The organism is Nonomuraea terrae (genome assembly GCF_004348995.1).
GTDB classification, from domain to species: domain Bacteria; phylum Actinomycetota; class Actinomycetes; order Streptosporangiales; family Streptosporangiaceae; genus Nonomuraea; species Nonomuraea terrae.
In genome coordinates this window covers 18,409-41,703 of record NZ_SMKQ01000022.1, presented here as the reverse complement: position 1 = coordinate 41,703, position 23,295 = coordinate 18,409, and the positions used below count along the sequence as shown (strand labels likewise).

The window sequence follows — 23,295 nt, the reverse complement described above, 5'->3', positions numbered from 1 at the left end:
ATAAAGCCAAGAAGTGGTACGACTCCGCCATCCTGGGGCTCCTGCCCCTACTCGTCCTTCACAAGACCATTTTAGGAAGGGATGCGTGGTTCATGAACGAACGTCCTCATAGATATACTTTTTTCCGATTCGTGCCGATCTCGAGCTTCCGGGCCCTGTCACTCAACCGGGAAGGGCGTTCGTCCACATGACACCGGAGAGGCGCATAGCGCACTGGCTTGCCCATGCGTTGGAGACGGCAATGGTCGGCGGGCTGTTCGGCTTCTGCGTCACAAGAGAACTCGGCGCGGAAGCTCTCGGAGCACTCGGGGCGGCGGGAGGGGCGTTCATGGCCATCCTGATGGGATTCGCCGCCTACTTTGCTGCTACCGGAGCGGTGAAGCTGCCGGACCCACCACCCGCCACAGAGGGCACCAGCAAGACTTCGGAAAGCTAACCGCTATGGCTTTCCCTCTCGTTGAGGCCTGTTCGAGCTGTTGTGGGTGACCACAAATCCGCTATAGACACCGGAGGCAGTATGTCGATGTACCGGATCAGGCGCAGAAGCCGTTGATGCCTTCGTAGCGCCCGGTCCGGCTCGCTCGCGGAACCGTCCAGCGTGTTCGCGCCGCTGGAAGCTCAGCGTTACTACTTGCGGTTGTAGAGGCGCATGGTGAGGGCGCCGAAGATGACGACGAAGGCCGCCGAGCACACCAGGACCCAGGTGACCTCGCCCATGTCGGGCGTGCCGGCCATCAGCGACCGTACGGCGCTCACCAGGTGCGTGATCGGGCTGGCGTTCACGAAGATCTGCAGCCAGCCCGGCATGGTCGACGGATCGACGTAGACGTTGCTCAGGAAGGTGAGCGGCATGAGCAGCATCATGCTCATGCCCATGACCGCTTTCTCGCTGCGCAGCAGCAGCCCGAACATCGTCCACAGCCAGGAGAACGCGAACGAGAACACCAGCACCAGCAGGATCCCGCCGACCACCCCGGTCACCCCGCCCTGCGGCCGGAAGCCCAGCGCCAGGCCGACCACCAGGATGACGATCGACGCGAGCGTGTAGCGCAGCAGGTCGCCCAGGAGGTAGCCGATCAGGGTCGACGGCCGCCAGATGGGAAGCGTGCGGAAGCGGTCGAAGACGCCCTTCTCGATGTCCTTGTTCACCTCCACACCGGTGTACATGGTGATCATCACGATGCTGGTCGTCAGGATGCCCGGCAGGAGGAACTGCAGGTACTCCGTGGGAGACCCGGCCAGCGCACCCCCGAACAGGTACGTGAACATCAGCGTCATGATGAGCGGGAACGCCGTCACGTCGAAGAGCTGCTCGGGCACGTGCTTGATCTTCAACATCGCCCGCCAGCCGAACGTGATCGACGCCGACCACGCGCTCGGTCGCGGCGGTCTCACCCCTGGGGCGAGGACCCCGGCCAGGGCGTCGGGCGCCGGTGCGTAGGTGGTGCCGGTCTCGGTGGTGGTGCTCATGCTGCCGCCTCCTCGGTGGCGCGGTGGTCGGTGAGGGCCAGGAAGACCTCGTCCAGGCTGGGCTGGCCGAGGGAGAAGTCGTCGACGACGATGCCGGCCTCGGCCAGCCGGCCGAGCGCGCGCGAGGCCTGCTCGGCCGCCGCCGAGTCCCGGCTCGCGCCGGTGGGGCCGCCCTTGAGGCGCGCGGTGAGCGCCACCGGGTCGGCCTCCAGGTAGACGGCCGCGTCGAGGGACTCGGCCAGCAGACGCTCGGCGACGGGCCGGGTGGCGGGGTCGCGCAGTCGTACGTGGACGGACCCCGCCCCGACGGACGACTTCAGCTGACCGGGCGTGCCCTCCGCGATCACCTTGCCGCTGTCGATGACCGCGATGCGGGCGGCCAGCCGGTCGGCCTCATCGAGGTACTGGGTGGTCAGCAGCACCGTGGTGCCGTGGGCGACGACGACGCGGATGATGTCCCAGACCTGATTGCGGCTGCGCGGGTCGAGGCCGGTCGTCGGCTCGTCGAGGAAGAGCAGGTCGGGCGTGTTGAGGATGCTGGCCGCGATGTCGATCCGCCGCCGCATGCCGCCGGAGTACGTCTTGACCCGCCGCCGCCCGGCGTCCGTCAGCCCGAACGCCTCCAGCAACTCCGCCGCCCGCTCGCGCGCGGCCGGTTTGCGGTGGCCGAGCAGGCGGGCGAGCAGGATCAGGTTCTCGGTGCCGGTCATGTCCTCGTCGACGGAGGCGTACTGGCCGGTCAGACTCACCCGGGAGCGTACGGCGTCGGCCTCGCGTACCACGTCGCGCCCGAACACGGTCGCCTCGCCGCCGTCGGGACGCAGCAGCGTGGCGAGGATGCGGACGGCGGTCGTCTTCCCCGCGCCGTTGGGCCCGAGCACGCCGTACACGGCGCCGGCCGGCACGGCGAGGTCGAGGCCGTCCACGGCGCGCGTCTTGCCGAAGACCTTGACCAGGCCGGAGGTCTGTATCGCCAGATCTGGCATGGGATTCCTTTCGTGAAACTCATGAGACGTACGGCTGGGCGCGACGGCCCTCCCGCAGCGTGCGGCCCCACCAGGTGAGCTGGTCGAGCATGGCCTCGATGGCGCGCAGCCGGTCGTCGGTGTCGTGGGGCCGGCCGTGGCCGTCGACGGCCGGGCCCAGCAGATCGACCCCGACCCAGTCGCGCATGGTCACCGCGTGCAGGGCGGTGAAGACCGTGCGGAGCTGCTCGACCGCGTAGTGACCGGCCGAGCCGGAGCCGTACGAGACGATGCCCACGGGCTTGGCCTGCCACTCGTCGTACGCGGAATCGACGGCCTGCTTGAGCGAGGCGGGGAAGCTGCGGTTGTACTCGGGGGTGACCACGACGAAGGCGTCGGCGCGGCCGACGGCCCCGGCGAAACGCCGCATGGACGGCGTCGGGCGCTGCGGGTAGCACGCCGGGAAGGCGTAACCGGCCAGGTCGAGCACGTCGACGGCGAGGTCGTCGCGCTGCCCGGCCCGCTCGGCGAACCAGGCGCCCACCGCGTCGCACACCCGGCCCACCCGGGTGCTGCCGATGATCACCGCGACGCCGAGCCGCTCACTCCTCATCGCGCCACCTCCCCTCACCCATGAGGCGCCAGACGTCCCGCTAGATCGGATCTAGCGGGGCGCCTGGCGGCAGGGGCCGGACGCGGGTGCGGGTTCGGGTACGGCCATCCCGGCGTCACGGCCGGACTCGCGGCCCCGATCGGGTACACGCGTGCCGGCCGCCGGGCTCGTCGCCGTCGGCACGGCCGCGTTCACCCGGCGGGATCTGGTCGCCTGAGCGGGGAGCGCAAATACGACGGGTGGCTACGCCTGGGCTTTACCCGGAACAATCCAGCCTTAGAGTAATCGAACCACTACCCAAAGTTACGATGGCGGAAGTTCGCGCATCTATCGCTCCAGGGGGGCTGGAATGACTGACGAGACCCGGGCCGACGAGGTACGGATCGACACACTGGACGACGAGGCCGCGCTGCTGCACGTTCAGGACGACCCCGTGGCCGCTGCGGCCGTCGACGTGGCGGTCGAGACCGAGCTGCTGGACAACGCCCCCGCCCGCGAGGCGGTGGAGGCCCGGCGCGAGGCCGAGCGCCGCATCATCGGGCTCCCGGATGAGGAGCGGGCTCGCGTGCAGCGGCTCCAGCAGGAGCTGCGCACCATGGGCGCCGAGGTGTGGCCGGTCTCCCGATGGTGGGGCTACGAGATCCGCCTCAACGAGTCGGCCGCGCTGCTGTCGGCCGAGATCCCGCAGCTCGTCGGCGAGATGGCGGGCATCATGCTCGGCGCGTGGGTGGCCCCCCTGGTCGAGCGCAGCGTACGCGCCAAGGCCGACTGGATCGCCTCCATCGCCCGCCCGTACGGAGCGAAGCTGGTCTCCCCCTGGACCGCTCCCAGCATGCTCGTCCCCGCCCGCCAGGACGGCCGCACCCCGACCGAAGCCCGGCTCTACTGGACCGTTCACGAGCCGGGGGAGGGCTGGAGCCCGGCGCAGCGGTTCGTCGAGCACGTCGACGTGTCGGGCGCGGCGCTCGCGGTGTTCCAGGACCGGCTCCACCTCGTCCACCGCGGCGACGCCGCCCTGCGGTGGACGGTCTACGACGCCGAGGAGGGCTGGCGCGAGGACGAACGGTTCCCGAGCCACCTCACCGACGCGGCTCCGTCGCTGACGGCGTACGACGGGCAGCTCTACTGCGTGCACCGCGGCGCCGGCGGCGACGCGGCCCTGTGGTGGACCCGCTGGGACGGGTCCGCCTGGACGCCGGACGAGCGGTTCCCCGGCCACCTCACCGACGAGGCCCCGGCCCTGGCCGCGTACGACGGGCAGCTCTACTGCGTGCACCGCGGCGCCGGTGACGACACGTCGCTGTGGTGGACCCGCTGGGACGGCTCCGCCTGGACTCCTGACCAGAAGCTGCCCGGCCACCACACCTCGAAGGCCCCGGCGCTGGCGGTCTACCGCGGCCACCTCTACTGCGTGCACCGCGGCGCGGGCACCGACGCGTCGCTGTGGTGGGCCCGCTGGGACGGCACGGAGTGGAGCCCCGACCAGAAGCTGCCGCGCCACCACACCGCCGAGGCTCCGGCCCTGACCGTCTTCAAGGACCGGTTGTTCTGCATGCACCGCGGCGCCTTCGACCACAACCTGTGGTGGGCCGCCTTCGACGGCGCCGCCTGGACCGCCGACGAGCAGGTGCCCGGGCACCGCACAGCGGAGCGCCCCGCGGTCGTCGCCTACCGCGACAGGAACGCGACCCACGACCAGCTTCTCTGCGTCCACCGCGGCTGAAACACCGAAAGTGCCGGCTCGCGCGCACGCGAGCCGGCACTTTCGTGTCGGTGGCTTACCAGCCGGCGAGCTGCTCCAGGAACCACTCGATCAGTGGCTTGGACACGGCGCTGTGCTCGCGGTTGGCGGTGTCGCAGCAGAACGCGTCCAGCAGCGTCTCGTCCTTCGGCAGGTCCCGGAGATCCTTGTAGAGGTCGGGCTGCCACTGGTACGGGTCGCGGGTCAGCGCGATCGCGCTGACGGTCGGGACGAAGCAGCTGTTGCGCAGCCGCTCGTGGATCGGCAGCCCCATCGCGTCGGCGATCCGCCCCCACGAGTCGAGCGTGCCGCCGGGGGCGCCGTCCCACGCGGCGACGTGGGAGGTGGCGCTCGTCCACACCGGCGGGCCGAGCTTGATCGTGCCGACGTTCTCCAGGGTGCCCCCGTCCGGCTGGATGCGGGCGGTGAGCTGGAGATCGGCGGACTGCAGGTCGAAGACCGGCGTGCCAGGCCCGAGGTCCAGGCCGATGCCGGTGCCGAGCCCGTTGGCCAGCCCCAGCTTGTACGGCCGCATCGGGAACCAGCCGACCCGGCGTAGGTCGTCCAGGAACTCCTGGCGCAGCGGGTTCGCGGTCACCGGCCCGGAGAAGTCGGCGCTGTCGACCCAGCCCCACAGCAGCTGCTGTGCGGCCGGACTGCGGATCAGCTCCGCCTGACCGGGCTCGCCGCCCTCCGGCGGCTGCAGCGCCTCGTGCAGGTACGCCAGCTGCTGGAGCACCAGCGGGATCCAGGCGCCGAGGTGCGGCGTGTCGTAGGAGAAGTACTTGTCGGTCTGGTGGTCGAGACCGTCGGCCTCCATGCGGGCCAGGGCGTACCGGGTGACCATGCCGCCCATGCTGACGCCGCCGACGACCAGCGGGGCTTCGCCCGTCCGCTCGGCGAGGACGCGCTGCACGCAGGTGACCGCGACGGCGGCGTTGGCCTGCAGGTAGGTGTGCCGCTGGTTGAAGCCCAGCAGGACGACGTCGATGCCCATCGAGCGGAGCTGGTCCAGGAAGCCGGGCTTGCCGTCCTGGTACGGCGTGTTGAAGTGCCCCCAGAGGGCGTCCAGGTCGCTCGGGCCGTAGCCGAAGCCGTCCGCCAGGATCAGTGGCCGGGTGAGCGTGCGGTGGCCCTCGGCCAGGTGGACGGCGGCCCGCCCCTTGGCGGTGACGCCCTGGTGCGGGCGGTCGGCGACCAGCTCCCAGGTCGTCTCGGGCCTGCGGGTGTCGGCGTCACCGTCCTGCTCGGCGGAGAACCAGACTCCTTGCCAGCCGAACGCGTCCGCGATCTGCTCGCCCTGCTCGTCGCTCAGGCTGCTCCTGATGCCCTGGGCTCTGGTCTCGACGTCGATTCTCGGTTCCTGCGCCATGATCGATCCTCTCGCTAAGCTGCGCGGCCGACTGGGGCCACTGACGCCACCATACGGTTACGGTAAGTGACGAACCTGGGACGGAATGCAGTGGCACGGTCATCTTCCCGTATCGTGTTTTCGCAGGTCAGATGAGGTATTCGCCGTTTCGCGGGCCGACGCGTGACACCCCGCCGACAGGGGGCAGGGGGCAGGAGGGACAGCGGTAGCGAGCAGCTCGGGGGAGTCCATGCAGGCGTTCTGGATCGACGCCACCCACGAAGGGACGCAGGAGCGCTACGGCGAGGAGCTGCGCAGGTGGCGGCACGCGTTCGCGGTCGTGGAAGGGGAGCCGGACGCGGGCGGCGTCACGCTCGACCCGGCGCACTTCGCCGCGGCCGCATGGGAGGCCGCCACCCGCCCGGCCGCCGAGTCCCCGTACGTACGGCGCCACTCCCGCGTGCTCGACGCGGCCTGCCGCCGGCCTGAGGAGGCCAAGGGCCTGCTGGCCGTGGTCGAGCTGGCCGTGCCGGCCCCTGTGCGGGTGCCCGCCGGCTGGGCAGGCTGGCAGCGTGAGAGCGGTGACGACCGGACGTACGCGCCGCCACCGTACGAGCGGCAGACCGCGCTCACCACGCTGGAGCTGCGCGTGCCGGTGCCGGCCGACCGGCTGCCCACGCCCACGCACGCCAGGGCCGCGGGGCTGCCCAACCTGGACGACGCCCAAGCCTCGCTGGAAGCGCTCGTGACCGAGCTGAACACGGTTGTCGCGCCGTTCCTGCGCGAGTTGGAGGGCGGCGGCGACGCCGGTGCGATGCCGGAGTGGCTGCGCACCCAGATCGAGGCCGACAAGGCGACGGCCGAGACCGCCGGCGCAGGCGCCTGGCGGTACGTGGCCGCCCACACGGGCAACCGGCTGGAGTTCGACGAGCAGCGCGGTGTCGAGGCGATCGGGTTCCACGAGGGCGACCTGCTGCGGCCCGTCGAGGCCATCCACATCGCGCTGCACGACCCGGCCGACGTGATCGCCCGCTGTGAGGCCGCGCTGGCGCTGCTGGCCCTTCACGGCCGCGACTGCGCGGAATGCTGGTCAGAGACGCCCTGCCGGTCCGTGCGGCTCCTCGCGACCGGCTACCGGCGCCGTCCCGGCTGGCGCGACGAGTGGGCGCTGCCGCCCGGTGACGAACCGACGAGGGGATGACAGGCATGACGCGACGGGACGAGCATCCCGATGACGAGTTCTTCGCTCCCGTGCTGAGGGAGCCGCCGGCTCCCGAGGAGGTCAGCGAGACGGGGCAGGTGAGCGACACCGGCGTGCCGGACGTGCCCGGCGCGGGCCGGGGAGACTGGGACGAATCGCCCCCGCCCTCCAACAAGCTCAGCGTGGGCCTGCTCGTGACGGGCCTGGTGCTGCTCGTGGGGGTGGTGCTGACCGTGCTGGCGCTGATCGCCGGACGCCCGCTGCTGGCGATCGTGCCCGCCGTGGTCGCGCTGGCGGCCGCTTTCGGCCTGGTCGCGTACGGGCTGCGGCGCACCCGCTCGAACGGCGGGCCGCCCACCTTCGGCTAGAGGTTTCACCCCCTGCGGCTGGGTATTCGCCCTGCTGGACGGCACAAGACAAGGAGCCCGCGATGCCGCTGATCGATCGTGAATGCGTACGGCGACTGCTGGAGTCGGAAGACCCGGACGCCACGCTGGTGTTCGTGCGGGGCGACTGCGTCGTCCTGCCGGCCGGGGACGTGGACGACGCCCACAAGGGGCTCGTGATCGCCCGGCGTGACGACATGCTGGCCCACGTGCCGGACGGCGCCCCGACGGACCAGGTGCTCGACGACCTGGCCCATCGGCTGGACAACGTCGTCCGCGACCTGGGTGGCTGACCTCAGAGGTGACCGCGGCTGCCGGCCGACGCCAGCTGGCGCAGGTCCTGTGACAGGCTGTCGCGAACCTTGTCCATGATCTTGCCCTGCGTCGCCTCCTCGGTCACCTCCAGCACCACCCGCGCGAGGTAGGTGGCCCGCGCCGTGTCGACACCGGCGCGGTCGGCTACTCGTTGCACGAACTCCTCCCGACCGAAATGTTGCCCCGAGCCGAGGCCGCCCATGACCTCCGTACGCCGGAGGTGCTCGCCGATCTCGTGTGGCAGCTGGGCGGCCAGGTGGTCGGCGAGCCCTTCGGTGATGCGCTCGCCGAGCGTCTCCAACGTCGCCCTGCACGCCCGCTCGGCCTGGTCACGAGCGCCGAGGTGTGCGCGTGCCTGTACCTTTCCGATGAATTCGTCGTGTTGCACGATTCCTCCACACGGCTTGATGTCTGCCCTGTGCGTGGATTTCCCTGAGACGAGGATCGACCGTCTCCGCCCTCTGCGGCGGGCGGCTCCTCCAGCCGCGCATACCCGCCGCGACTATACGGAAACGACTCCTCCGACGCGCTCGCCCGGCGGCCTTTTCCGGCGCGGTGCTTTACTGATTCCACACCCACGCCAGGCGCAATGTCCATCTTTATGATAAAATGGCCCCTTATTGAGCCGTGTAGCGTCTCAAGGGGTATTTTGTGGAAAATGGCACTGAAGGTCAGGTAGATCAGGACGTCTACGTGCAGCAGGAGCTGCAGCGGCTGCGCGACAGCATCGACAACCTCGACGCCGCCCTCGTCCACCTGCTGGCCGAGCGGTTCAAGTGCACCCAAGAGGTCGGCCGGCTCAAGGCCCGCTATCAGCTCCCTCCCGCCGACCCCGAGCGTGAGGCATCGCAAATTCGCCGCCTGCGCACGCTCGCGGAGGAGTCGAAACTCGACCCCGTCTTCGCCGAGCGCTTCCTGAATTTCATCATCGCCGAGGTGGTCAGGCACCACGAGCTGATAGCGGCCGCCGCCCGCGGCAATTAAACGCGGCCGAGGAAGGCGAGCACGCGCTCGGTGAGCAGCGCGGCGGCCCGCTCGTCGTAGTCGGGCAGGCTCGGGTCGGCGAAGACGTGGCGGTCTCCGGCGTAGAGGAACAGCTGGGCATCGGGAGCCGACTCGACCAGGGCGCGGGCCGCGTCGAGGTCGCCCTCGCCGGCGAAGACCGGATCGGACTCCATGCCGTGCACCTGCACCGGGACCTCGCCGGGCCACGCGTCACCGAACTCGGAGACGGGCGCGCAGCCCTCGATCAGCAGCGCGCCCTTCGCCCCGGCGCGCGTCTGGGCCAGCATCTGCGCGGACATCACGCCGAGGGAGTAGCCGGCCAGGACCAGCCCGGCGGGCAACCCCTCGGCGGCGGCCCGGCCACGCTCGATCAACGTGCCGAAGCCCACCTCCTGGGCGTGGGCGATGCCGCCCGCCAGCGTGTCGAACACCCGCCCGTCGTACAGGTCGGGCAGATGCACGGTGTGGCCGGCCGCCCGCAGCGTGTCGGCGAACGCGCGCACCCCTGGCGTGAGCCCGTACGCGTGATGGAACAGCAGCACCTCGGCCATGCCGCCTCCTCGTTTCGATCAGGTTTTCGAAGAGTATGCCACGGCCGGGTTCGGGCGTACGCCCCCTACGCGGGGAGCTGAAAGTGCCAGACGAGGAGCGCCGGCGAGCCCTCGACGGCCGCCCGCGCCGCCTCCGGCGCGAAGTCGACCAGGGACCACGGCCACAGCTCCCACGGTTCGAGACTCGCGGGCCCGCGCTCGGGCCGGTCGTCGTCCGGCCCGGACGCCGGCGAAGGCTCCTCGCAGCGCCGCACCTCCAGCCCCGCCCGCAGCGCCGCGCGCACGTAGTCACCGGTCAGGTGCCGGTACGTCGCCACCCGCCCCGGCGACCCGTCGGCCAGCCGTACGGGCGGGACGATGCCGCGCGCCACCCCCTCGGGATGGATGTCGGAGGTGATCACGTGACCGCCCGGCCGCAGTACCCTGCCGAACTCGGCCAGCACCGGGTCGAGGTCGGGCACGTGGGCCAGCGCCAGCGGGCAGACCACCAGGTCCACCGAGTCGTCGTCCACCGGCAGGCGGCGCAGGTCGCCGAGGCGGAAGTCGCCGTCCGGCACGCGTACGCGGGCCCGCTCCAGCATGTCGGGCGAGCTGTCCACGCCGAGCACCCGATGACCCCGCGCGGCCAGCGCCGCCGCGAACCGGCCCGTGCCGCACGCCGCGTCGAGCGCGACGCCCGCGGGCAGCTCCGCCACGATCTCGTTCACGATGGGCTCGTCGTAGTCGAACGCCGAGTTCGGCCCGTCGTACGTCTGCGACCAGATGCGGTAGCCGTCGACCGTCTCCACGCGGGCGACGTCCACGCCCGCGTCGGCCAGCGACTCGTCGTCGAGCAGTTCGCGGATCTCCGCGACGCGCGTCTCGACGAACGCACGCCCGTGCTCCCCGGTGAACGATCGCATCAGGGCCATGCCCTGCAGGCCCAGCACGTACGCCAGCGGATGCTCATACCTCATCACCCGCACGCTAATCGGGCGCACCGGCCGGATGCCAGCGAATATCGGTCCGGACGGCCGGCGAGGGCCGTCCGGGCCCGGTCGTTCGGCTCAGGTGGCGTCGGCGTTCTGGGCCGCCTGGTAGACCGCCATCGCCTCGTTCCCGAAGAAGGGGCCGAACATGAAGTCCGGGGCGAAGGTGTAGGTGAAGCTGTTGACCGAGTTGAGCCAGCCCTGCCCCGTGGACTCGTCGAAGCCCTGGAACCACGGCCCGCCGCTGGACCCGCCGGTCATGCCGCAGCGCAGCCCCTGGTCGCGTGTCTGCACGGTGTCGTCGAAGGCCTGCCCGCTGCAGTAGGTCAGGTCGGACCCGTCGAACGGCTCGGCCGCCGGATAGCCGAAGGCGAAGTTCTGCCGGCCGCGCGGCTGGTTGAACGCCACGCCCTGGCCTCCGACGACGTCGGTCAGCGTCCGGCCGTCCAGCGGCGCGACGACGACGGCGGCCACGTCGAAGTTGATGTCCTCCTGGTCGTTCCACTGCCGGGTGGTCAGCATGCGTGAGGCCGCCCACGTCCCGAACGGACGCCGGCCGTCGTCGAAGGCCGGGACGAACACCCAGTTGCGGTGGGCGGCGCCGTTGAGCTTCACGCAGTGCCCGGCGGTCATCACGACGCTCTCGTTGGCGCTGGTCACGGCCGTGCCGGAGCAGGAGGAGTTGCGGCCGTCGGCGGTGGTGAAGAAGACCCGCCCCACGGTGCGCACGACGGCGCCGCCGTCCTCCCAGGTGAGCCCGGGGCTGTTCGGCACCGCGGCGGTGAGGGCCGTGCCGCCGTACGACGCCCTGCCGGCCGGGGAGTTCCGGTACGTCCAGGGCGTGTGGCGGGTCGTGGTGGCCGCCGTGCTCCTGGACGCCCAGGGCGTGCCGCGGGACGGCCCGTTCGACGAGGCCGCCCGCCGGGCGGGCGGCGCGTCCAACGGCCGCGCCGCCCGCATGCGCTGCGAGGTCCAGTACTGCAGCACGGTCCTGCGTTCCGACGAGGAATCCGTGGCGCTCCATCGGGCGGGCCTGGGGTCGGGGCCTGCGGCGGCCTGAGCGGTGCCCGCGAGCGCCGGCGCGCAGGTCAGGGCGAGCGCGGCGGCGGTGAGCAGGGCGGCTCTGCGGTGCATTGACGTACCTCCCGAAACGCGGAATCTGCCGCTCGGAGGTACGTACGGCCACCGCCGTATTCCTCAATTCCCGCTCATGCCGATATAGCACTATTACGGAGTGAATGAGTGCCGACACCGAGCGTGAGGGAAAAGGCAGCCCGGGGCCGGATGGTGATGCTCTTTCCGGCTTCTTTCCCCGGAGGGGAAATTCGGATACGGCGTGGCGTTACAGGGTCGCTGTCCGTAACTGTAACCATCGTTGATGGTTCTCGTGCCTGGCCGTTTCGGCAGGCCAATCGGGCTGCACTCCGGCCTGCGACTCACGCGACCATGGGTCGCATTCCGAAAGGTAACGGTATATGTTCACCCGGGATAATCGGACAAAAGTTACAGCCGACTCGGCGCGGCCGAGGGTGCGCCACTCGCTGAGGAAAGCGGCGGGACTGGCCAAACACGGTGCCCTCGCGATGGCGCTGGTCGCCACGATCGCCCCCGCGGCGCTGGCCGCTGACCCGTTCGACATCGGCGACGAGATGCCGCCTGCGACGCCGACGCCGACGCCGACACCGACGCCGACACCGACGGCGTCGCCCTCACCCACCGAGACGGTGTTCGACGACGACCGCCGCCGGCGCCGCCATCATGTCCACATCCACCGGGAGCACGGCCGCTGCTCGCCGCACACCTTCTGGCGCGTCCACAGCCTGTCGCCCAGGAACTTCTTCCTGCCGCGGACCAGGTTCATCGACGGCCCCGGCGGCTCGATGACGGTGACGGTCACGCGTGAGCACGAGGTGACGGCGTTCCTCGAAACCGAGAACGAGCGCACGTGGTCCCGTACGCGGAACTTCTTCGAGCGCCGCCGCACCGACGACACCTTCGAGAACCTCAACGTCGCGAACGTCGTCCACCAGCTGCGCAAGCTCGGCCTGCCGCACCTGGAAGAGCGGCACATGGTCTTCGCCGGACACGAGTACACCCGCGAGATCAGCGAGAAGAAGTACGGCAACATGTGGTACCGGGTCTTCGGCTACCGCATCGGCTACTCGGCCTGGCGGGTGCTCGGCACGTGCCGCCACGTGCCGGTCGCGCGCGGCCTGGTGAACGTCCCCTCCCGGGTGGAGGGCTGGCGCTACTGGGAGACCAAGCGTCCGATGTTCAAGGGCAAGCGGCTTCCCTGGAAGAAGTAGCACGTCACCGCAGGTCAATGGTGGGGTGAAGGGGTTCTCGTAACGAATTCCCGGGTAGGGGACGAGCTCAGGGAGCGCCTCCCGTGACGCGCAGACGTCAGGTTGGCGCCTCCCCTGCCTTCCGTGAGGAGGACACCATGGCCGTCGCTCGACATCTGGCCATCACGCCGCTCAGGATCCCGCCGCCCGATCCCGGCGGCCAGAGCTCCAGCCGCTCCCGGCGCCGCCGGCGCCGGCACCGCCGCTTCTGACGCGGCTCAGACGACCACCCAAGCGCAGCGCGGGGAACATCAGGATCCTTCCGCGCTGCACCGGCCGCGGACGCAGCCCTCCTCCCCGGGCGCGCCCGCAGCCGGCATGTAAGGCCCCTTTCTCAGGACGGCTCCGCGAACGACGCCAGCGCGATGCCCAGCGTCCGCTGGTTCTGGCCGGACGCCTTGGCGTCGGTGGAGTTCACCGAGTAGACGAGGGTGCGGCTCAGGTCGCGCGTCGCGCCGATCCCGGCCGCGTAGCCGTAGCGGGCGCCGGTCTTGCCGTACGCGACGATCCCGCCCGGCAGCACCATTCTCGACATTCCGGAGGTGTACGCGGCCGGCTCGCACGTGCCGTACGTCGTGACGCCGGGCACCGTGAACATCGGCTCCAGCTGGGCGGGCGGCACGATCTGGCCCGAGAACAGCGCCCTGACGAACTTCTCCAGGTCCGCGGCGGTCGTGATCAGGTCGCCCGAGGCCCAGGTCAGGGTGGCGCTCATCTCGGTCATGTCCACAACATGCGCCGAGCCGTACGGAACCGCGTCGGGGAAGCCCTCCGGGACCACCTGGTAGCCCGTGTGGTGCGGCCCCCGGATCCGGGGCGAGGCGCCGGGCAGGTGGCTGTCGCGCATCCCGACCGGCCGCAGGATCCTCCTGGTCACCTCGTGCTCGTACGAGTTGCCGGTGATCTGCTCGATCAGCAGGCCCGCCACGAACGTGTTGACGTTGAGGTAGTGCTGGCGGGTGCCGGGGGTGAACTCGATCGGGTTGCGTACGGCCAGCGCGACGTACTCGTGCGGCGTCCACGTACGGAACCTGGTCCGGTACACCCACTCCAGGGACCCGGGCAGGTCGGGCGCGGGCAGCCCGCTCGTGTGGTCGAGCAACTGGCCCACGCGCACCTCGGGGTACGTCTCCGGCAGCAGCCCAGGAAGGTACTCCTGGACCGTCCCGTCGAGCGACACCCTGCCCTCGGCCACCAGTTGCAGCACGACCGCCGTGGTGAACGTCTTCGTCACGCTGCCCGCACGGAAGCGGGCGTTCGCCGACGCCTTGCGCTTGCCCGCGAGGTCGGCCACGCCGCTCACGCCCTGCCACGAGCCCTTGGCGCCGCCCACCCGGACGATCGCGGCGGTGGCGTCGGCGGCCGGCAGCCCGGCGATGGCCCGCTCCAGCGCGGCCCGGTTGACGGGCGGGATCTCGGCGTCCGGATCGGGCCGGACGTCGGCCGGTGGCGGGCACGCAGGCGAGGTGGCGACCGGCTGGGGGCCCGTGCGGCCGGTCGCCTGGGCGGGTGCCGCCACGAGGAGGGTGGCCAGGGCCAGGCAGGCGACTGCGGTCTTCTTCACGATGACTCCAGGTCACGAGGGTGATCAGTTCGGCCATCGTGCCCGTCGCCGGGCCCCGGGCGGATCGCCGCCGCGGGGGATTTCCGCTCGCTCGCGTGAGGGAGGCTCGTAATCCCTCGTACCGGCGATGTGCCGTAGGGCTCCGGACGGTGAGGATCTTGGCCATGAACTCCCGCATCTCCTTCGTCGCCGCGCCGCTGCTCGTGCTCGCCTACGGCGTCATCCGGATCCTCGACGGGCTGGACGGCAGCCGCGGCCCCGGTCTCGCCTGGACCGCCGGGCATCTCGCGTTCATGGCGGCGCTCGTCCTGTTCGTCCAGATCTTCTGGCGGCTGCGGGCGATGGCGGGGCGGAACGGGCTCGCCACCGTCACCGCGGCGGCCGGCACCGTCGGCATCGCGACGCTGCTCGCGCAGTTCGGCATCGACATCGTGGTCGGGTTCATGGCCGCCGACCACGACGCCATGGGGCCGCTGTTCGACCAGGTGCAGAGCGTCCCGGGCGTGCAGCTCGCGATCTACGACGGCGGGCCGTTCCTGTTCTACCTGGCCCAGCTCGGCCTGGTCGTCCAGCTCGCCGTCATGCGCCGGATCAAGGCGTGGACGCCCGTGCTCGTCCTGATCGACCTCGCCCTCCCGTTCGCCGACAAAGACCTCATCCCGCTCGGCGCCGTCTTCCTGCTCGTCTCGTTCCTGCCGCTCGCCCGGCGGACGACCGAGGCGGCGGCGCGACCCGCCGCGGCGCTCGCATGACCCACCCGGCACCATGGGATGCCATGTCCGAGTTACGGGTTCTCGCGCGGCTGCGCCGATGGGCGAACGCGCTGCCGCCGATCGGGGTGGACTCCGCGCTCGCGGCCGCGGCGCTGGTCGCCCAGCTGTGGCCGCTGCTGTTCCGCGACAACCCGTACGGCGGGCCCTGGGACTGGTGGGGGTACGCCTCCGTGATCGCCGCCACGGTGCCGCTGGCCTGGCGGCGGCGCGCGCCCGCGGTCGTCCTGATCGTCTCGCTCGTCCTGGGCGAGAGCTACGACCTGGTCGACGAGGTGGCCGCCCAGCCCATCTGGTATGGCGGGCTGGTGGCGCTCTACACGGTGGCCGCCTACTCCGGGCGGGTGACGCGGGTGGCCATGTTCACCGTGACGATCGGCGGCGGACTGCTGATGGTCGGCTCGTGGGAGACCGCGATGCGCGGAATCGTGCTCTTCGTGGCCGCGTATGCCATCGGTCGGGCCGCGGCGGCCTCCCGCGCCCGGGCTGCGGTGCTGGAGGAGCGGGCCGCCCAGCTCGCCCGCGAGCGCGAGATCGAGGCCGAGCGCGCCGCCGAACGGGAGCGGGCCAGGATCGCCCGCGACATGCACGACATCCTCGCCCACGCCGTCAGCGTCATGGTGGTCCAGGCCGAGGCCGGGCCGCTGGCGGTGGAGGGCGACCCGGCGCGAGCCGTGGCCGCCTTCGACGCCATCGCCGCCGCCGGGCGCGACGCGATGGAGCAGCTGCGCCGCATGCTCAACGTCCTCAAGGAGGGCGAGGGCCCGCGCGCACCGCAGCCGACGATCGCCGCCCTGCCCGGGCTGGCCGACCAGGTCCGGGCGACCGGGCTGGAGGTGACATACTCCACGGCGGGCGAGCCGCGGCCGATGTCACCCGACGCCGAGGTGGCCGCGTACCGGATCACTCAGGAAGCTCTCACCAACGTCGTCAAGCACGCGGGCGGCGCCCGCGCCGGCATCGCACTCACCTGGCAGGAACGCGAACTCATGATCGACATCACGGACGACGGCCGGGGCCGCGACCCGGGCCTGCCCTCGGGCGGCAACGGGCTGATCGGCATCCGCGAGCGGGCAGCCGCGTGCGGCGGCAGCGCGCAGGCCGGGCCGCGCGCCGACGGGAGAGGGTTCCGGGTGAGCGTCCGGCTGCCGGTGCAGGGGGTGACGGCGTGACCGTGCGCGTGGTGGTGGCCGACGACCAGGAGCTCGTCCGCGCCGGGTTCGGCATGATCCTCGACGCCCAGCCGGACATCGAGGTCGTCGCCGAGGCGGGCGACGGCGCGCAGGCGGTCGCCGCCGTCCGGGAGCACCGTCCCGACGTGCTGCTGCTCGACATCCGCATGCCGGTCATGGACGGCATCGAGGCGGCCCGCGTCGTGTGCGGCGAGGGCGACTGCCGCGTGCTCATGCTCACCACGTTCGACCTGGACGACTACGTCTACGACGCGCTGCGCGCCGGGGCGAGCGGGTTCCTGCTCAAGGACGTGCGCCGCGACGACCTCGTGCACGCCGTCCGGGTGGTGGCCGCCGGAGAGTCGCTGCTCGCGCCGTCGATCACCACGAAGCTGATCGCCGAGTTCACCTCCAGGGCGGCGGCCCCGCGCCCGGCCGGGCCGCCGCCGGAGCGGCTGGCAGCGCTCACCGCCCGCGAGCGGGAGACGCTGCGGCTCATCGCGCGCGGCCTGTCGAACGCGGAGATCGCGCGGGAGCTGGTGGTCAGCGAGCACACCGTGAAGACGCACGTCAGCAACGTGCTCACCAAGCTTGGACTGCGCGACCGCGTGCAGGCGGTGATCGCCGCGTACGAGACAGGGCTCACCGTCCCCGGCGGGCACTGAGCGCGATCAGAGCGACGCCAGGCCGATCAGGCTCATCAACCTCCGCATCTGGTGGGGGACGTTGCGCACCTCCACGTCGCCGCCGGCGGCGAAGTCGCGCAGCGCGCGGACCGCGGCGACGTCGGCGAAGGTCACCCCGGCCAGGTCGACGATCAGCTCGTCGTCGATGAGCCGGGCCCGCTCCAGCGTACGCCGCAGCTCGTCGCTGTTGCCGCCGTCGATCTCGCCGGACAGCCTGATGACCGACGGGCCGGGCATCACCGCGCAGGTGACCCGCAGGGTGTGGTCGACGTACAGCACCTGTTCGGGCGGGACCCAGGTGGGGGCCGGGCCGGTCGCCGGGTCGGCGAGGCGGCGGGGTTCGAGTGCGGCGTCGTGGCTTGTGGTCATCACCTCAGCCCATCGGGGCGGTCCTTCGGTCGGGGTCGGTCAAACAGTGCCGGACCGGACACATCTGGCTCTTTCAGAGTAACGCCCTCACGAGAATACCGGAATAGTTTTTCGGTAGTGGATCTTCCCTTGTGCGGGACCCTTCGGTCGATCGAAGGCGGAAGTTGGGCGATCAACCGCAATTAGGCCCTACTCGATCGGCGTAAGCCGGGTTACATTCACGTTGTTTTGCCCTCTCTTATCCCCCGAGTAGACCGAAGGAGAGGCGTGAGAGCGAAAACCGTGATCGCGGCGCTGACGGCCGCGGCATTCCTCCTGCCGGCCACGGTGGCGCAGGCCGCCGGGGCCACCACCGCCGTGGCACCGCCCCCCGACGACCAGTTCCAGAAGGTCACGCTCAACGACCATCCCGGCGAGCCCATGGACATCGCGGTCCTGCCGGATTCCCGCGTCCTGCACACCACCAGGCAGGGCGAGGTCTGGCTGCACGACCCGAAGACGGGGCTCAACACCCTGGCCGCGGAGATGGACGTCTACCAGCACGACGAGGAGGGGCTGCAGAGCATCGCCCTGAGCCCCGGTTTCGGCAAGGGCTCCAAGAAGGACGACTGGGTCTACCTCTACTACTCCCCGCCGCTCGACACCCCGGAGGACGACCCGTCCACGCCGGACGTCAACGAGGGCGACGCCCCGGAGACCGGTACTCCGGAGGACTTCGAACCCTTCAAGGGCCTGATCCGGTTGTCGCGCTTCCGCTTCACCGGCTCGACCATCGACCTCGGCACCGAGCAGCAGATCCTCGAGGTCCCGGTGGACCGCGGCATCTGCTGCCACGTCGGCGGCGACATCGTCTTCGACGCCAAGGGCCTGCTCTACCTGGCGACCGGCGACGACACCAACCCGTTCGCCTCGGACAGCTTCGCGCCGATCGACGAGCGCGCCGACCGCAACCCGGCGTTCGACGCCCAGCGCAGCTCCGCCAACACCAACGACCTGCGCGGCAAGATCCTGCGCATCGAGGTCGGCGCGGACGGCTCGTACACGATCCCGGACGGCAACCTCTTCGCGCCCGGCACGGAGAAGACCCGGCCTGAGATCTACGCGATGGGTCTGCGCAACCCGTTCCGCATCGAGCTCAACCGGACCAACGGCGACCTGTACGTCGCCGACTACTCGCCCGACGCGCGCCAGCCCGATCCCGAGCGCGGCCCGGCGGGGCAGGGCAAGTGGACGATCATCCGCAAGCCCGCAAACTACGGCTGGCCGTACTGCGCGACGGCGGAGCTCCCGTACGTCGACTACGACTTCGCGACCGGCGAGTCGGGTGAACCGTTCGACTGCGCCGCGCCCGTGAACGAGTCGCCGCACAACACCGGCCTGCGCGAGCTGCCCCCGGTCGTGCAGCCGGACGTGTGGTACGGGTATGCGCTGTCGGAGAAGTTCCCCGGGCTGGAGACCGGCGGCATCGGGCCGATGGCCGGGCCGGTGTACGACTACGACCCGCGTGACGCGCGCGGCAAGAATCCCGTGGCCTGGCCGGAGTACTACGACGGTGTGCCCCTCTTCTACGAGTGGACCCGCGACTACATCAAGGCGTTCCACCCTGACGGGCGGATCGAGGACGTGCTGCCCTCGGTCTTCTTCGACGCCCCGATGGACATGGAGTTCGGCCCCGATGGGGCGCTCTACGTGCTCGAATACGGCAACGACTACTTCGAGGTGAACGATACGGCCCAGCTCTCCCGTATCGACTACATCGGCCACACGGGCAACCACAGCCCGATCCCGGCCGCACAGGCGTCGGTGACGGCCGGCCAGGCCCCGCTCGCCGTCAGTTTCACCAGCGAGGGCACGAGCGACCCCGACGGTGACCGGCTCAGGTACGCCTGGGACTTCAACGCCGATGGCAAGGTCGACTCGCGTGAGCCCGCGGCATCGTTCACGTTCAGTGAGAACGGCGTCTACGACGCCACGTTGCGGGTCAGCGACAGCGCCGGCAAGTCGGCGGCGACGTCGGTGCGGATCGTGATCGGCAACAACGCGCCGGTCGTGGAACTCGTCCAGCCGGTCACCGGCCAGCCGTTCGAGTTCGGCGACGTCGTCCAGTTCGAGGTCCGGGTCACCGATGACCAGCCGGTGAACTGCGACAACGTGGTGGTCAACTACAACCTCGGCCACGACGATCACAGCCACAACCTGAGCATGGCCCGCGGCTGCACCGGCAGCTTCCAGACCACTGCCGGCGGCCACGACCCGGAGACCGACAACCTCAGCGCCGTCTTCATCGCCGAGTACACCGACCAGGGAACCGGCGACCTGCCGGAGCTGAGCGGCAGCGACCAGGTCGTGCTCCGGCCCAGCGAATAGGAGATCCACCCATGTGCTACGGCTACCGTCCGACCAGGCGCGGCCTGCTCGCCGCGGGGCTCGGGCTCGGCGCGGCCGCGTTCGCCGCCACCTCGATGTCACCGGCCGCCGCCGCGTCCGGCCCCAAGCCGAAGGGCAGGCGCGTGCCCCCGGGCCAGATCAGCATCCAGATCTACAGCGTCCGCGACGACCTGGCCAGGGACTACGACGCCACGCTCACCTACCTGGCCGAGATCGGCTACCCGAAGGTCGAGCTCGCGCTCGGCTACTTCGGGCGTACAGCGGCGCAGCTGCGGGAGTTCCTCGACGGGCTCGGCGTCCACGCCACCTCCAGCCACGACGGCATCAGCCCCGACGACGCGGCGCTGGAGGCGAAGATCTCCAACGCGCTGACCCTGGGCCAGAGCTACATCGTGGTGCCCTACCTCGACTCCAGCAACCTGGACGACTGGAAGGGCTGGGCCGAGCGGATGAACGTCGAGGCCGAGGCCGCACGGGCGGCCGGGCTGCACTACGGCTACCACAACCACGCCCACGAGTTCACCACCGACCTCGGTGGCGGCACGACACCCTGGGACGTACTCACGAGCGAGCTCGACCCGAAGCTCGTCCACCTGGAGATCGACATCTACTGGGCGGTCACCGGCGGCGTCGGCGTCGGCGCCGCCGACCCGGTGGGCTTCGCCATCGACGTGATCCGCGACGCGCCCCAGCGCGTGCTGCAGTACCACGTCAAGGACCGGCACCTGGACGGCGACATGGCCGACCTCGGCACCGGGACGATCGACTTCCGGCGCGTGTTCGAGGCGCACCGCGTGCGGGAGTACATCGTCGAGAACGACACCCCCGACGTCACGCCGCGGCGTACGTCGGAGGTGGGGTACGACTACCTGCGTAACCTGCGCTACTGAGATCCCGCCGAGCCCGGCCCCGCGCCGGGCTCGGCACCCTCAGGCGACGCTTCCGACGAGCAACTCGCCCGTCGTCTCGTACGTGACGTAGACGACCCCGGAGCCGGTGGACCGCGTGCCGGTCAGCTTCAGGCCGGCCGCGGCCGTGCCCTCGGCGAAGATCCGCTTGCCCACGCCGAGCACGACGGGGAAGACCAGCAGGCGGTACTCGTCGACCAGGCCGGCCTGCTGCAGGGAGTGGATGAGCCGGCTGCTGCCCTGGGTGACGATCTCGCCGTCGGTGCGCTTCTTCAGCTCGGCGACCGTCTCGGCGGCCTCGCCCACCAGCACCTCGGTGTTGCGCCACTCGGCGGTCATGGGCTTGCGCGTGGTGACGTACTTGTTCATGTCGTTGATCCAGCCGCCCTCCTCGTCGGGGACGTTGGGCCAGTGCGAGGCGAGGATGTCGTACGACCGGTGGCCCAGGAGCATGCCGGTCGCGTTCGCGAACACCCCGCCCATGATCTCGCCGAAGCCCTCGTCCACGTGCGGGGCCAGCCAGCCGCCGTAGGGGAAGCCGTTGCTGTCGTCCTCGCCCGCACCCCCGGGGGCCTGCATCACACCGTCCAGCGACACGAACGCCGCGACCACCAGTTTGCTCGTCATCGTCGACTCCTCTCAGGTGGGGGCTGTTCGCCCCGCTTGGGTGACCCCAGCTTCGCGGGGGCGGTTTACGGATCTCTTACGGCTTTCCTACGGTCGGGTGCTCCGGCCCTCCGCCCTGGTGACGGTGATCGTCCCGGTGGTGGCGCGCAGGCCGAATCCGTAGCGGAAACGGCCGCGGATCTCGGCGGTCGTCAGCGCGCCGGCGATGGAGGTGGTGTACAGGCGGCGCCACGTGCCGGCGTGCTGGGCGTACGACGTGAGCGTTTCACCGGTCAGCAGCACGGCGAGGCGGTCTCCCGGCTCCAGGGTGGCCGGGATCTGGTCCGCCACGTCGAGGAACTCGCCGTTCACGCGCACGTCGAACCCGGTGGTCCCGCGGGTGTTGTTGTACCAGGCGGTGGCGTAGTCGCGGCCGTCCTTGATCCAGCCGACGAAGACGCTGTCCTCCCGCTGGCCGGTCTCGGCGAACGCGCCTATGGTCACCACGCTGAGCGCCTGGTCGGAGGCGAGCGTCTTCCCCCCGGCCATCAGGCCGAAGTACGGCTCCGTGCCGGTCCCCCTGAAGCGCCCGTCGCCGACGGTGACCGCGGGCAGCTCCTCCCCGGGGAACGGCCGGTAGGTGGCGTACCGGCCGGAGGTGTCCGCGGAGAACCCGTCGGTGAGAGCGACATGCGGGAGCGCTCCCAAATCGAGCGTGTCTCCCGGCCGCACGCGGGCCGGCGGGCTCTCCGGCTGGACCGACTTCACAGCGGTCGACCGGCTCGGCTTCGCGGTCGGTGACCGGCTGGGCTTGGCGGCCGACGATCGGCTCGGCTTCGCGGTCGGCGGCCGGCTCGGCTCCGCGGCCGGCGACCGGAGCGGTTTCGCGACCGACGACGAGAGCGGCTTCGCGACCGCCGGCAGGCTCGGCTGCGCGGGCGACGACTGGTTCGCCTGCGCGAGGGCCGGCTTCTCCCGGCCGCTGAGCCAGGGCGGCACCACCAGCACACCCGCGGTCACGAGCAGCGCCGTGGCCCCGGCCGCCACCGCGAGCACCGCTCCCTTGGAACGCCGCGGGCGCGACAGCCCGGAAGCGTTGGTGATGCTGTGCTCGCTGTGCGGCCGTGGCAGGGGTCCGCCGGTGAGGGCGCGCAGCACCTGGTCGGCGGACGGGCGGGCCGCCGGGTCCTTGGCCAGGCAGGCGAGCACCAGGGGACGCAGCGGCTCCGGCACGCCCGACACGTCGGGCCGGCCGTTCAGGATGCCGTGGAGGACCACGGGGATCGCCGAGCCGGGGAAGGCGCTGTGCCCGGTCGCGGCGAAGACCATGCTCCCGGCCCACGAGAACATGTCGGAGGCCGCGGTGAGCGGCCGGTCGGCGAACTGCTCCGGCGACATGTACGACGGCGTGCCGGTCACCTGCGTGTTGGTGGTCACGTGGTCGAACGCGCGGGCGATGCCGAAGTCGATCACGACCGGCCCCTCCGGGCCGAGGATCACGTTGGCCGGCTTGATGTCGCGGTGCACGACGCCGGCGTTGTGGATCGAGGCGAGCGCGGTCAGCGTGGAGACCGCCAGCCGTTCCAGGCCGCTGCCCGTCCGGGGCCCGTCGCGTCTGACCAGCTCGTCCAGGGACGGGCCGGGGACGTATTCGCTGACGATGTACGGTTGCCCGTCCACCAGACCGGTGCCGATGATCCGGGCCGTGCAGAAGGCGGCGACGCGCGCCGCGACCTCCGCCTCGCGCAGGAACCGGCGCCGCGTCTCGGGGTCGGCCGCGAGTTTGCGGTGCAGGACTTTGATCGCCACGCGCAGGCCGCCGGGGGACTCGCCCAGGTAGACCGTGCCCTGACCGCCCTCCCCCAGGACACTCAAGATTCGGTGTTCACCGAGCTGCCCGTGTTCCGGCGCGCGATGGACG

At 71.0% G+C, this 23,295-nt stretch carries 24 protein-coding genes; 12 read left to right on the top strand and 12 right to left on the bottom strand.

Features of this window, described 5'->3' with window-relative positions:
• The first annotated feature begins 241 nt into the window (after positions 1-241).
• Positions 242-436: a hypothetical protein gene (locus E1286_RS11005; protein ID WP_132611354.1), complete on the top strand. Its 195-nt coding sequence runs from the start codon at positions 242-244 to the stop codon at positions 434-436.
• A gap of 191 nt (positions 437-627) precedes the next feature.
• Here E1286_RS11005 and E1286_RS11000 read toward each other — a convergent pair whose 3' ends face one another.
• From E1286_RS11000 to E1286_RS10990, 3 genes are read right to left on the bottom strand one after another with little or no spacing between them, the layout of a single operon-like run.
• A complete protein-coding gene (locus tag E1286_RS11000; RefSeq protein ID WP_132611352.1) occupies positions 628-1,470 on the bottom strand; it encodes an ABC transporter permease in 843 nt (280 codons plus the stop codon).
• On the bottom strand, positions 1,467-2,456 hold the full coding sequence (locus E1286_RS10995) for an ATP-binding cassette domain-containing protein (protein ID WP_132611350.1): 990 nt from the start codon (positions 2,454-2,456) through the stop codon (positions 1,467-1,469). The genes E1286_RS11000 and E1286_RS10995 overlap by 4 nt, the downstream gene beginning before the upstream one ends.
• Positions 2,457-2,475: 19 nt before the next feature.
• Positions 2,476-3,048, bottom strand: a complete 573-nt coding sequence (locus E1286_RS10990) for an NADPH-dependent FMN reductase (protein ID WP_132611348.1) — start codon at positions 3,046-3,048, stop codon at positions 2,476-2,478.
• A gap of 349 nt (positions 3,049-3,397) precedes the next feature.
• Between E1286_RS10990 and E1286_RS10985 the strand changes: the two genes are divergently transcribed.
• Positions 3,398-4,771: a PLL family lectin gene (locus E1286_RS10985; protein ID WP_132611346.1), complete on the top strand. Its 1,374-nt coding sequence runs from the start codon at positions 3,398-3,400 to the stop codon at positions 4,769-4,771.
• Positions 4,772-4,826: 55 nt separating this feature from the next.
• On the opposite strand, the gene E1286_RS10980 is transcribed toward E1286_RS10985, so the two are convergent.
• Positions 4,827-6,161: an esterase/lipase family protein gene (locus E1286_RS10980; RefSeq protein WP_132611344.1), complete on the bottom strand. Its 1,335-nt coding sequence runs from the start codon at positions 6,159-6,161 to the stop codon at positions 4,827-4,829.
• Positions 6,162-6,390: 229 nt separating this feature from the next.
• On the opposite strand from E1286_RS10980, the gene E1286_RS10975 reads away from it, so the two are divergent.
• The 3 genes from E1286_RS10975 (at position 6,391) to E1286_RS10965 (ending at position 8,020) form a co-directional block, all read left to right on the top strand.
• On the top strand, positions 6,391-7,341 hold the full coding sequence (locus E1286_RS10975; protein ID WP_132611342.1) for a DUF6221 family protein: 951 nt from the start codon (positions 6,391-6,393) through the stop codon (positions 7,339-7,341).
• Between the two features lie 5 nt (positions 7,342-7,346).
• Entirely contained in the window at positions 7,347-7,709 is a 363-nt protein-coding gene (locus tag E1286_RS10970) for a hypothetical protein (RefSeq protein ID WP_132611340.1), read from the top strand.
• 62 nt (positions 7,710-7,771) lie between these two features.
• A complete protein-coding gene (locus E1286_RS10965; RefSeq protein ID WP_132611338.1) occupies positions 7,772-8,020 on the top strand; it encodes a hypothetical protein in 249 nt (82 codons plus the stop codon).
• 2 nt (positions 8,021-8,022) lie between these two features.
• Here E1286_RS10965 and E1286_RS10960 read toward each other — a convergent pair whose 3' ends face one another.
• Positions 8,023-8,430 (bottom strand): DUF2267 domain-containing protein, encoded by a 408-nt coding sequence (locus tag E1286_RS10960; protein WP_132611336.1) that lies wholly within the window; start codon positions 8,428-8,430, stop codon positions 8,023-8,025.
• A 263-nt stretch (positions 8,431-8,693) separates the two neighbouring features.
• Here E1286_RS10960 and E1286_RS10955 point away from each other — a divergent pair, with 263 nt between their 5' ends.
• A complete protein-coding gene (locus tag E1286_RS10955; protein ID WP_132611334.1) occupies positions 8,694-9,026 on the top strand; it encodes a chorismate mutase in 333 nt (110 codons plus the stop codon).
• On the opposite strand, the gene E1286_RS10950 is transcribed toward E1286_RS10955, so the two are convergent.
• The 3 genes from E1286_RS10950 to E1286_RS10940 all read right to left on the bottom strand — a co-directional run bounded on the left by E1286_RS10950 (position 9,023) and on the right by E1286_RS10940 (position 11,700).
• A complete protein-coding gene (locus E1286_RS10950; RefSeq protein ID WP_132611332.1) occupies positions 9,023-9,598 on the bottom strand; it encodes a dienelactone hydrolase family protein in 576 nt (191 codons plus the stop codon). The genes E1286_RS10955 and E1286_RS10950 overlap by 4 nt on opposite strands.
• Before the next feature lie 65 nt (positions 9,599-9,663).
• Positions 9,664-10,554, bottom strand: coding sequence for a class I SAM-dependent methyltransferase (locus E1286_RS10945; protein WP_132611330.1), 891 nt, complete (start codon positions 10,552-10,554; stop codon positions 9,664-9,666).
• A 90-nt stretch (positions 10,555-10,644) separates the two neighbouring features.
• Positions 10,645-11,700 (bottom strand): trypsin-like serine peptidase, encoded by a 1,056-nt coding sequence (locus E1286_RS10940; RefSeq protein ID WP_132611328.1) that lies wholly within the window; start codon positions 11,698-11,700, stop codon positions 10,645-10,647.
• A 449-nt stretch (positions 11,701-12,149) separates the two neighbouring features.
• Between E1286_RS10940 and E1286_RS10935 the strand changes: the two genes are divergently transcribed.
• Positions 12,150-12,872 carry a hypothetical protein gene (locus E1286_RS10935; protein WP_132611326.1) on the top strand — a complete coding sequence of 241 codons (723 nt, stop codon included), beginning with the start codon at positions 12,150-12,152 and terminating at the stop codon, positions 12,870-12,872.
• A 373-nt stretch (positions 12,873-13,245) separates the two neighbouring features.
• Here the strand turns inward: E1286_RS10935 and E1286_RS10930 are convergent, their stop codons facing one another.
• The gene (locus tag E1286_RS10930) at positions 13,246-14,475 is read right to left on the bottom strand and encodes a serine hydrolase domain-containing protein (protein ID WP_132611324.1); all 1,230 of its coding nucleotides are present in this window, start codon (positions 14,473-14,475) and stop codon (positions 13,246-13,248) included.
• A gap of 164 nt (positions 14,476-14,639) precedes the next feature.
• Between E1286_RS10930 and E1286_RS10925 the strand changes: the two genes are divergently transcribed.
• Genes E1286_RS10925 through E1286_RS10915 form a run of 3 tightly spaced genes read left to right on the top strand, consistent with a single transcriptional unit; the run spans position 14,640 to position 17,082 of the window.
• The gene (locus E1286_RS10925; RefSeq protein WP_132611322.1) at positions 14,640-15,227 is read left to right on the top strand and encodes a hypothetical protein; all 588 of its coding nucleotides are present in this window, start codon (positions 14,640-14,642) and stop codon (positions 15,225-15,227) included.
• 23 nt (positions 15,228-15,250) lie between these two features.
• Positions 15,251-16,417 (top strand): sensor histidine kinase, encoded by a 1,167-nt coding sequence (locus E1286_RS10920; protein WP_132611320.1) that lies wholly within the window; start codon positions 15,251-15,253, stop codon positions 16,415-16,417.
• Positions 16,414-17,082 carry a response regulator gene (locus E1286_RS10915; RefSeq protein WP_132611318.1) on the top strand — a complete coding sequence of 223 codons (669 nt, stop codon included), beginning with the start codon at positions 16,414-16,416 and terminating at the stop codon, positions 17,080-17,082. Before E1286_RS10920 ends, E1286_RS10915 begins: the two co-directional genes overlap by 4 nt.
• A gap of 6 nt (positions 17,083-17,088) precedes the next feature.
• Here the strand turns inward: E1286_RS10915 and E1286_RS10910 are convergent, their stop codons facing one another.
• Positions 17,089-17,472, bottom strand: coding sequence for an STAS domain-containing protein (locus E1286_RS10910; RefSeq protein WP_132611316.1), 384 nt, complete (start codon positions 17,470-17,472; stop codon positions 17,089-17,091).
• Between the two features lie 267 nt (positions 17,473-17,739).
• On the opposite strand from E1286_RS10910, the gene E1286_RS10905 reads away from it, so the two are divergent.
• Both E1286_RS10905 and E1286_RS10900 read left to right on the top strand, forming a co-directional pair.
• Positions 17,740-19,839, top strand: coding sequence for a PQQ-dependent sugar dehydrogenase (locus tag E1286_RS10905; protein ID WP_132611314.1), 2,100 nt, complete (start codon positions 17,740-17,742; stop codon positions 19,837-19,839).
• A gap of 11 nt (positions 19,840-19,850) precedes the next feature.
• A complete protein-coding gene (locus E1286_RS10900) occupies positions 19,851-20,750 on the top strand; it encodes a sugar phosphate isomerase/epimerase family protein (protein ID WP_132611312.1) in 900 nt (299 codons plus the stop codon).
• Between the two features lie 39 nt (positions 20,751-20,789).
• Here E1286_RS10900 and E1286_RS10895 read toward each other — a convergent pair whose 3' ends face one another.
• Together E1286_RS10895 and E1286_RS10890 are read right to left on the bottom strand one after the other, a co-directional pair.
• Complete coding sequence (locus tag E1286_RS10895; RefSeq protein WP_132611310.1) at positions 20,790-21,395, bottom strand: dihydrofolate reductase family protein; 606 nt, start codon at positions 21,393-21,395, stop codon at positions 20,790-20,792.
• A gap of 87 nt (positions 21,396-21,482) precedes the next feature.
• Entirely contained in the window at positions 21,483-23,249 is a 1,767-nt protein-coding gene (locus tag E1286_RS10890) for a serine/threonine-protein kinase (protein WP_165969684.1), read from the bottom strand.
• Positions 23,250-23,295: the final 46 nt, after the last annotated feature.

Bases quoted from the DNA above. Each gene is read 5' to 3' on its own strand.
- E1286_RS10940 (WP_132611328.1), bottom strand. From the start codon at position 11,700: ATGCACCGCAGAGCCGCCCTGCTCACCGCCGCCGCGCTCGCCCTGACC.
- E1286_RS10950 (WP_132611332.1), bottom strand. From the start codon at position 9,598: ATGGCCGAGGTGCTGCTGTTCCATCACGCGTACGGGCTCACGCCAGGG.
- E1286_RS10975 (WP_132611342.1), top strand. From the start codon at position 6,391: ATGCAGGCGTTCTGGATCGACGCCACCCACGAAGGGACGCAGGAGCGC.
- E1286_RS10980 (WP_132611344.1), bottom strand. From the start codon at position 6,161: ATGGCGCAGGAACCGAGAATCGACGTCGAGACCAGAGCCCAGGGCATC.
- E1286_RS10910 (WP_132611316.1), bottom strand. From the start codon at position 17,472: ATGACCACAAGCCACGACGCCGCACTCGAACCCCGCCGCCTCGCCGAC.
- E1286_RS10990 (WP_132611348.1), bottom strand. From the start codon at position 3,048: ATGAGGAGTGAGCGGCTCGGCGTCGCGGTGATCATCGGCAGCACCCGG.
- E1286_RS10925 (WP_132611322.1), top strand. From the start codon at position 14,640: ATGAACTCCCGCATCTCCTTCGTCGCCGCGCCGCTGCTCGTGCTCGCC.
- E1286_RS10970 (WP_132611340.1), top strand. From the start codon at position 7,347: ATGACGCGACGGGACGAGCATCCCGATGACGAGTTCTTCGCTCCCGTG.
- E1286_RS10895 (WP_132611310.1), bottom strand. From the start codon at position 21,395: ATGACGAGCAAACTGGTGGTCGCGGCGTTCGTGTCGCTGGACGGTGTG.
- E1286_RS11000 (WP_132611352.1), bottom strand. From the start codon at position 1,470: ATGAGCACCACCACCGAGACCGGCACCACCTACGCACCGGCGCCCGAC.
- E1286_RS10900 (WP_132611312.1), top strand. From the start codon at position 19,851: ATGTGCTACGGCTACCGTCCGACCAGGCGCGGCCTGCTCGCCGCGGGG.
- E1286_RS10945 (WP_132611330.1), bottom strand. From the start codon at position 10,554: ATGAGGTATGAGCATCCGCTGGCGTACGTGCTGGGCCTGCAGGGCATG.
- E1286_RS10995 (WP_132611350.1), bottom strand. From the start codon at position 2,456: ATGCCAGATCTGGCGATACAGACCTCCGGCCTGGTCAAGGTCTTCGGC.
- E1286_RS10965 (WP_132611338.1), top strand. From the start codon at position 7,772: ATGCCGCTGATCGATCGTGAATGCGTACGGCGACTGCTGGAGTCGGAA.
- E1286_RS10935 (WP_132611326.1), top strand. From the start codon at position 12,150: ATGGCGCTGGTCGCCACGATCGCCCCCGCGGCGCTGGCCGCTGACCCG.
- E1286_RS10985 (WP_132611346.1), top strand. From the start codon at position 3,398: ATGACTGACGAGACCCGGGCCGACGAGGTACGGATCGACACACTGGAC.
- E1286_RS10920 (WP_132611320.1), top strand. From the start codon at position 15,251: ATGTCCGAGTTACGGGTTCTCGCGCGGCTGCGCCGATGGGCGAACGCG.
- E1286_RS11005 (WP_132611354.1), top strand. From the start codon at position 242: ATGGTCGGCGGGCTGTTCGGCTTCTGCGTCACAAGAGAACTCGGCGCG.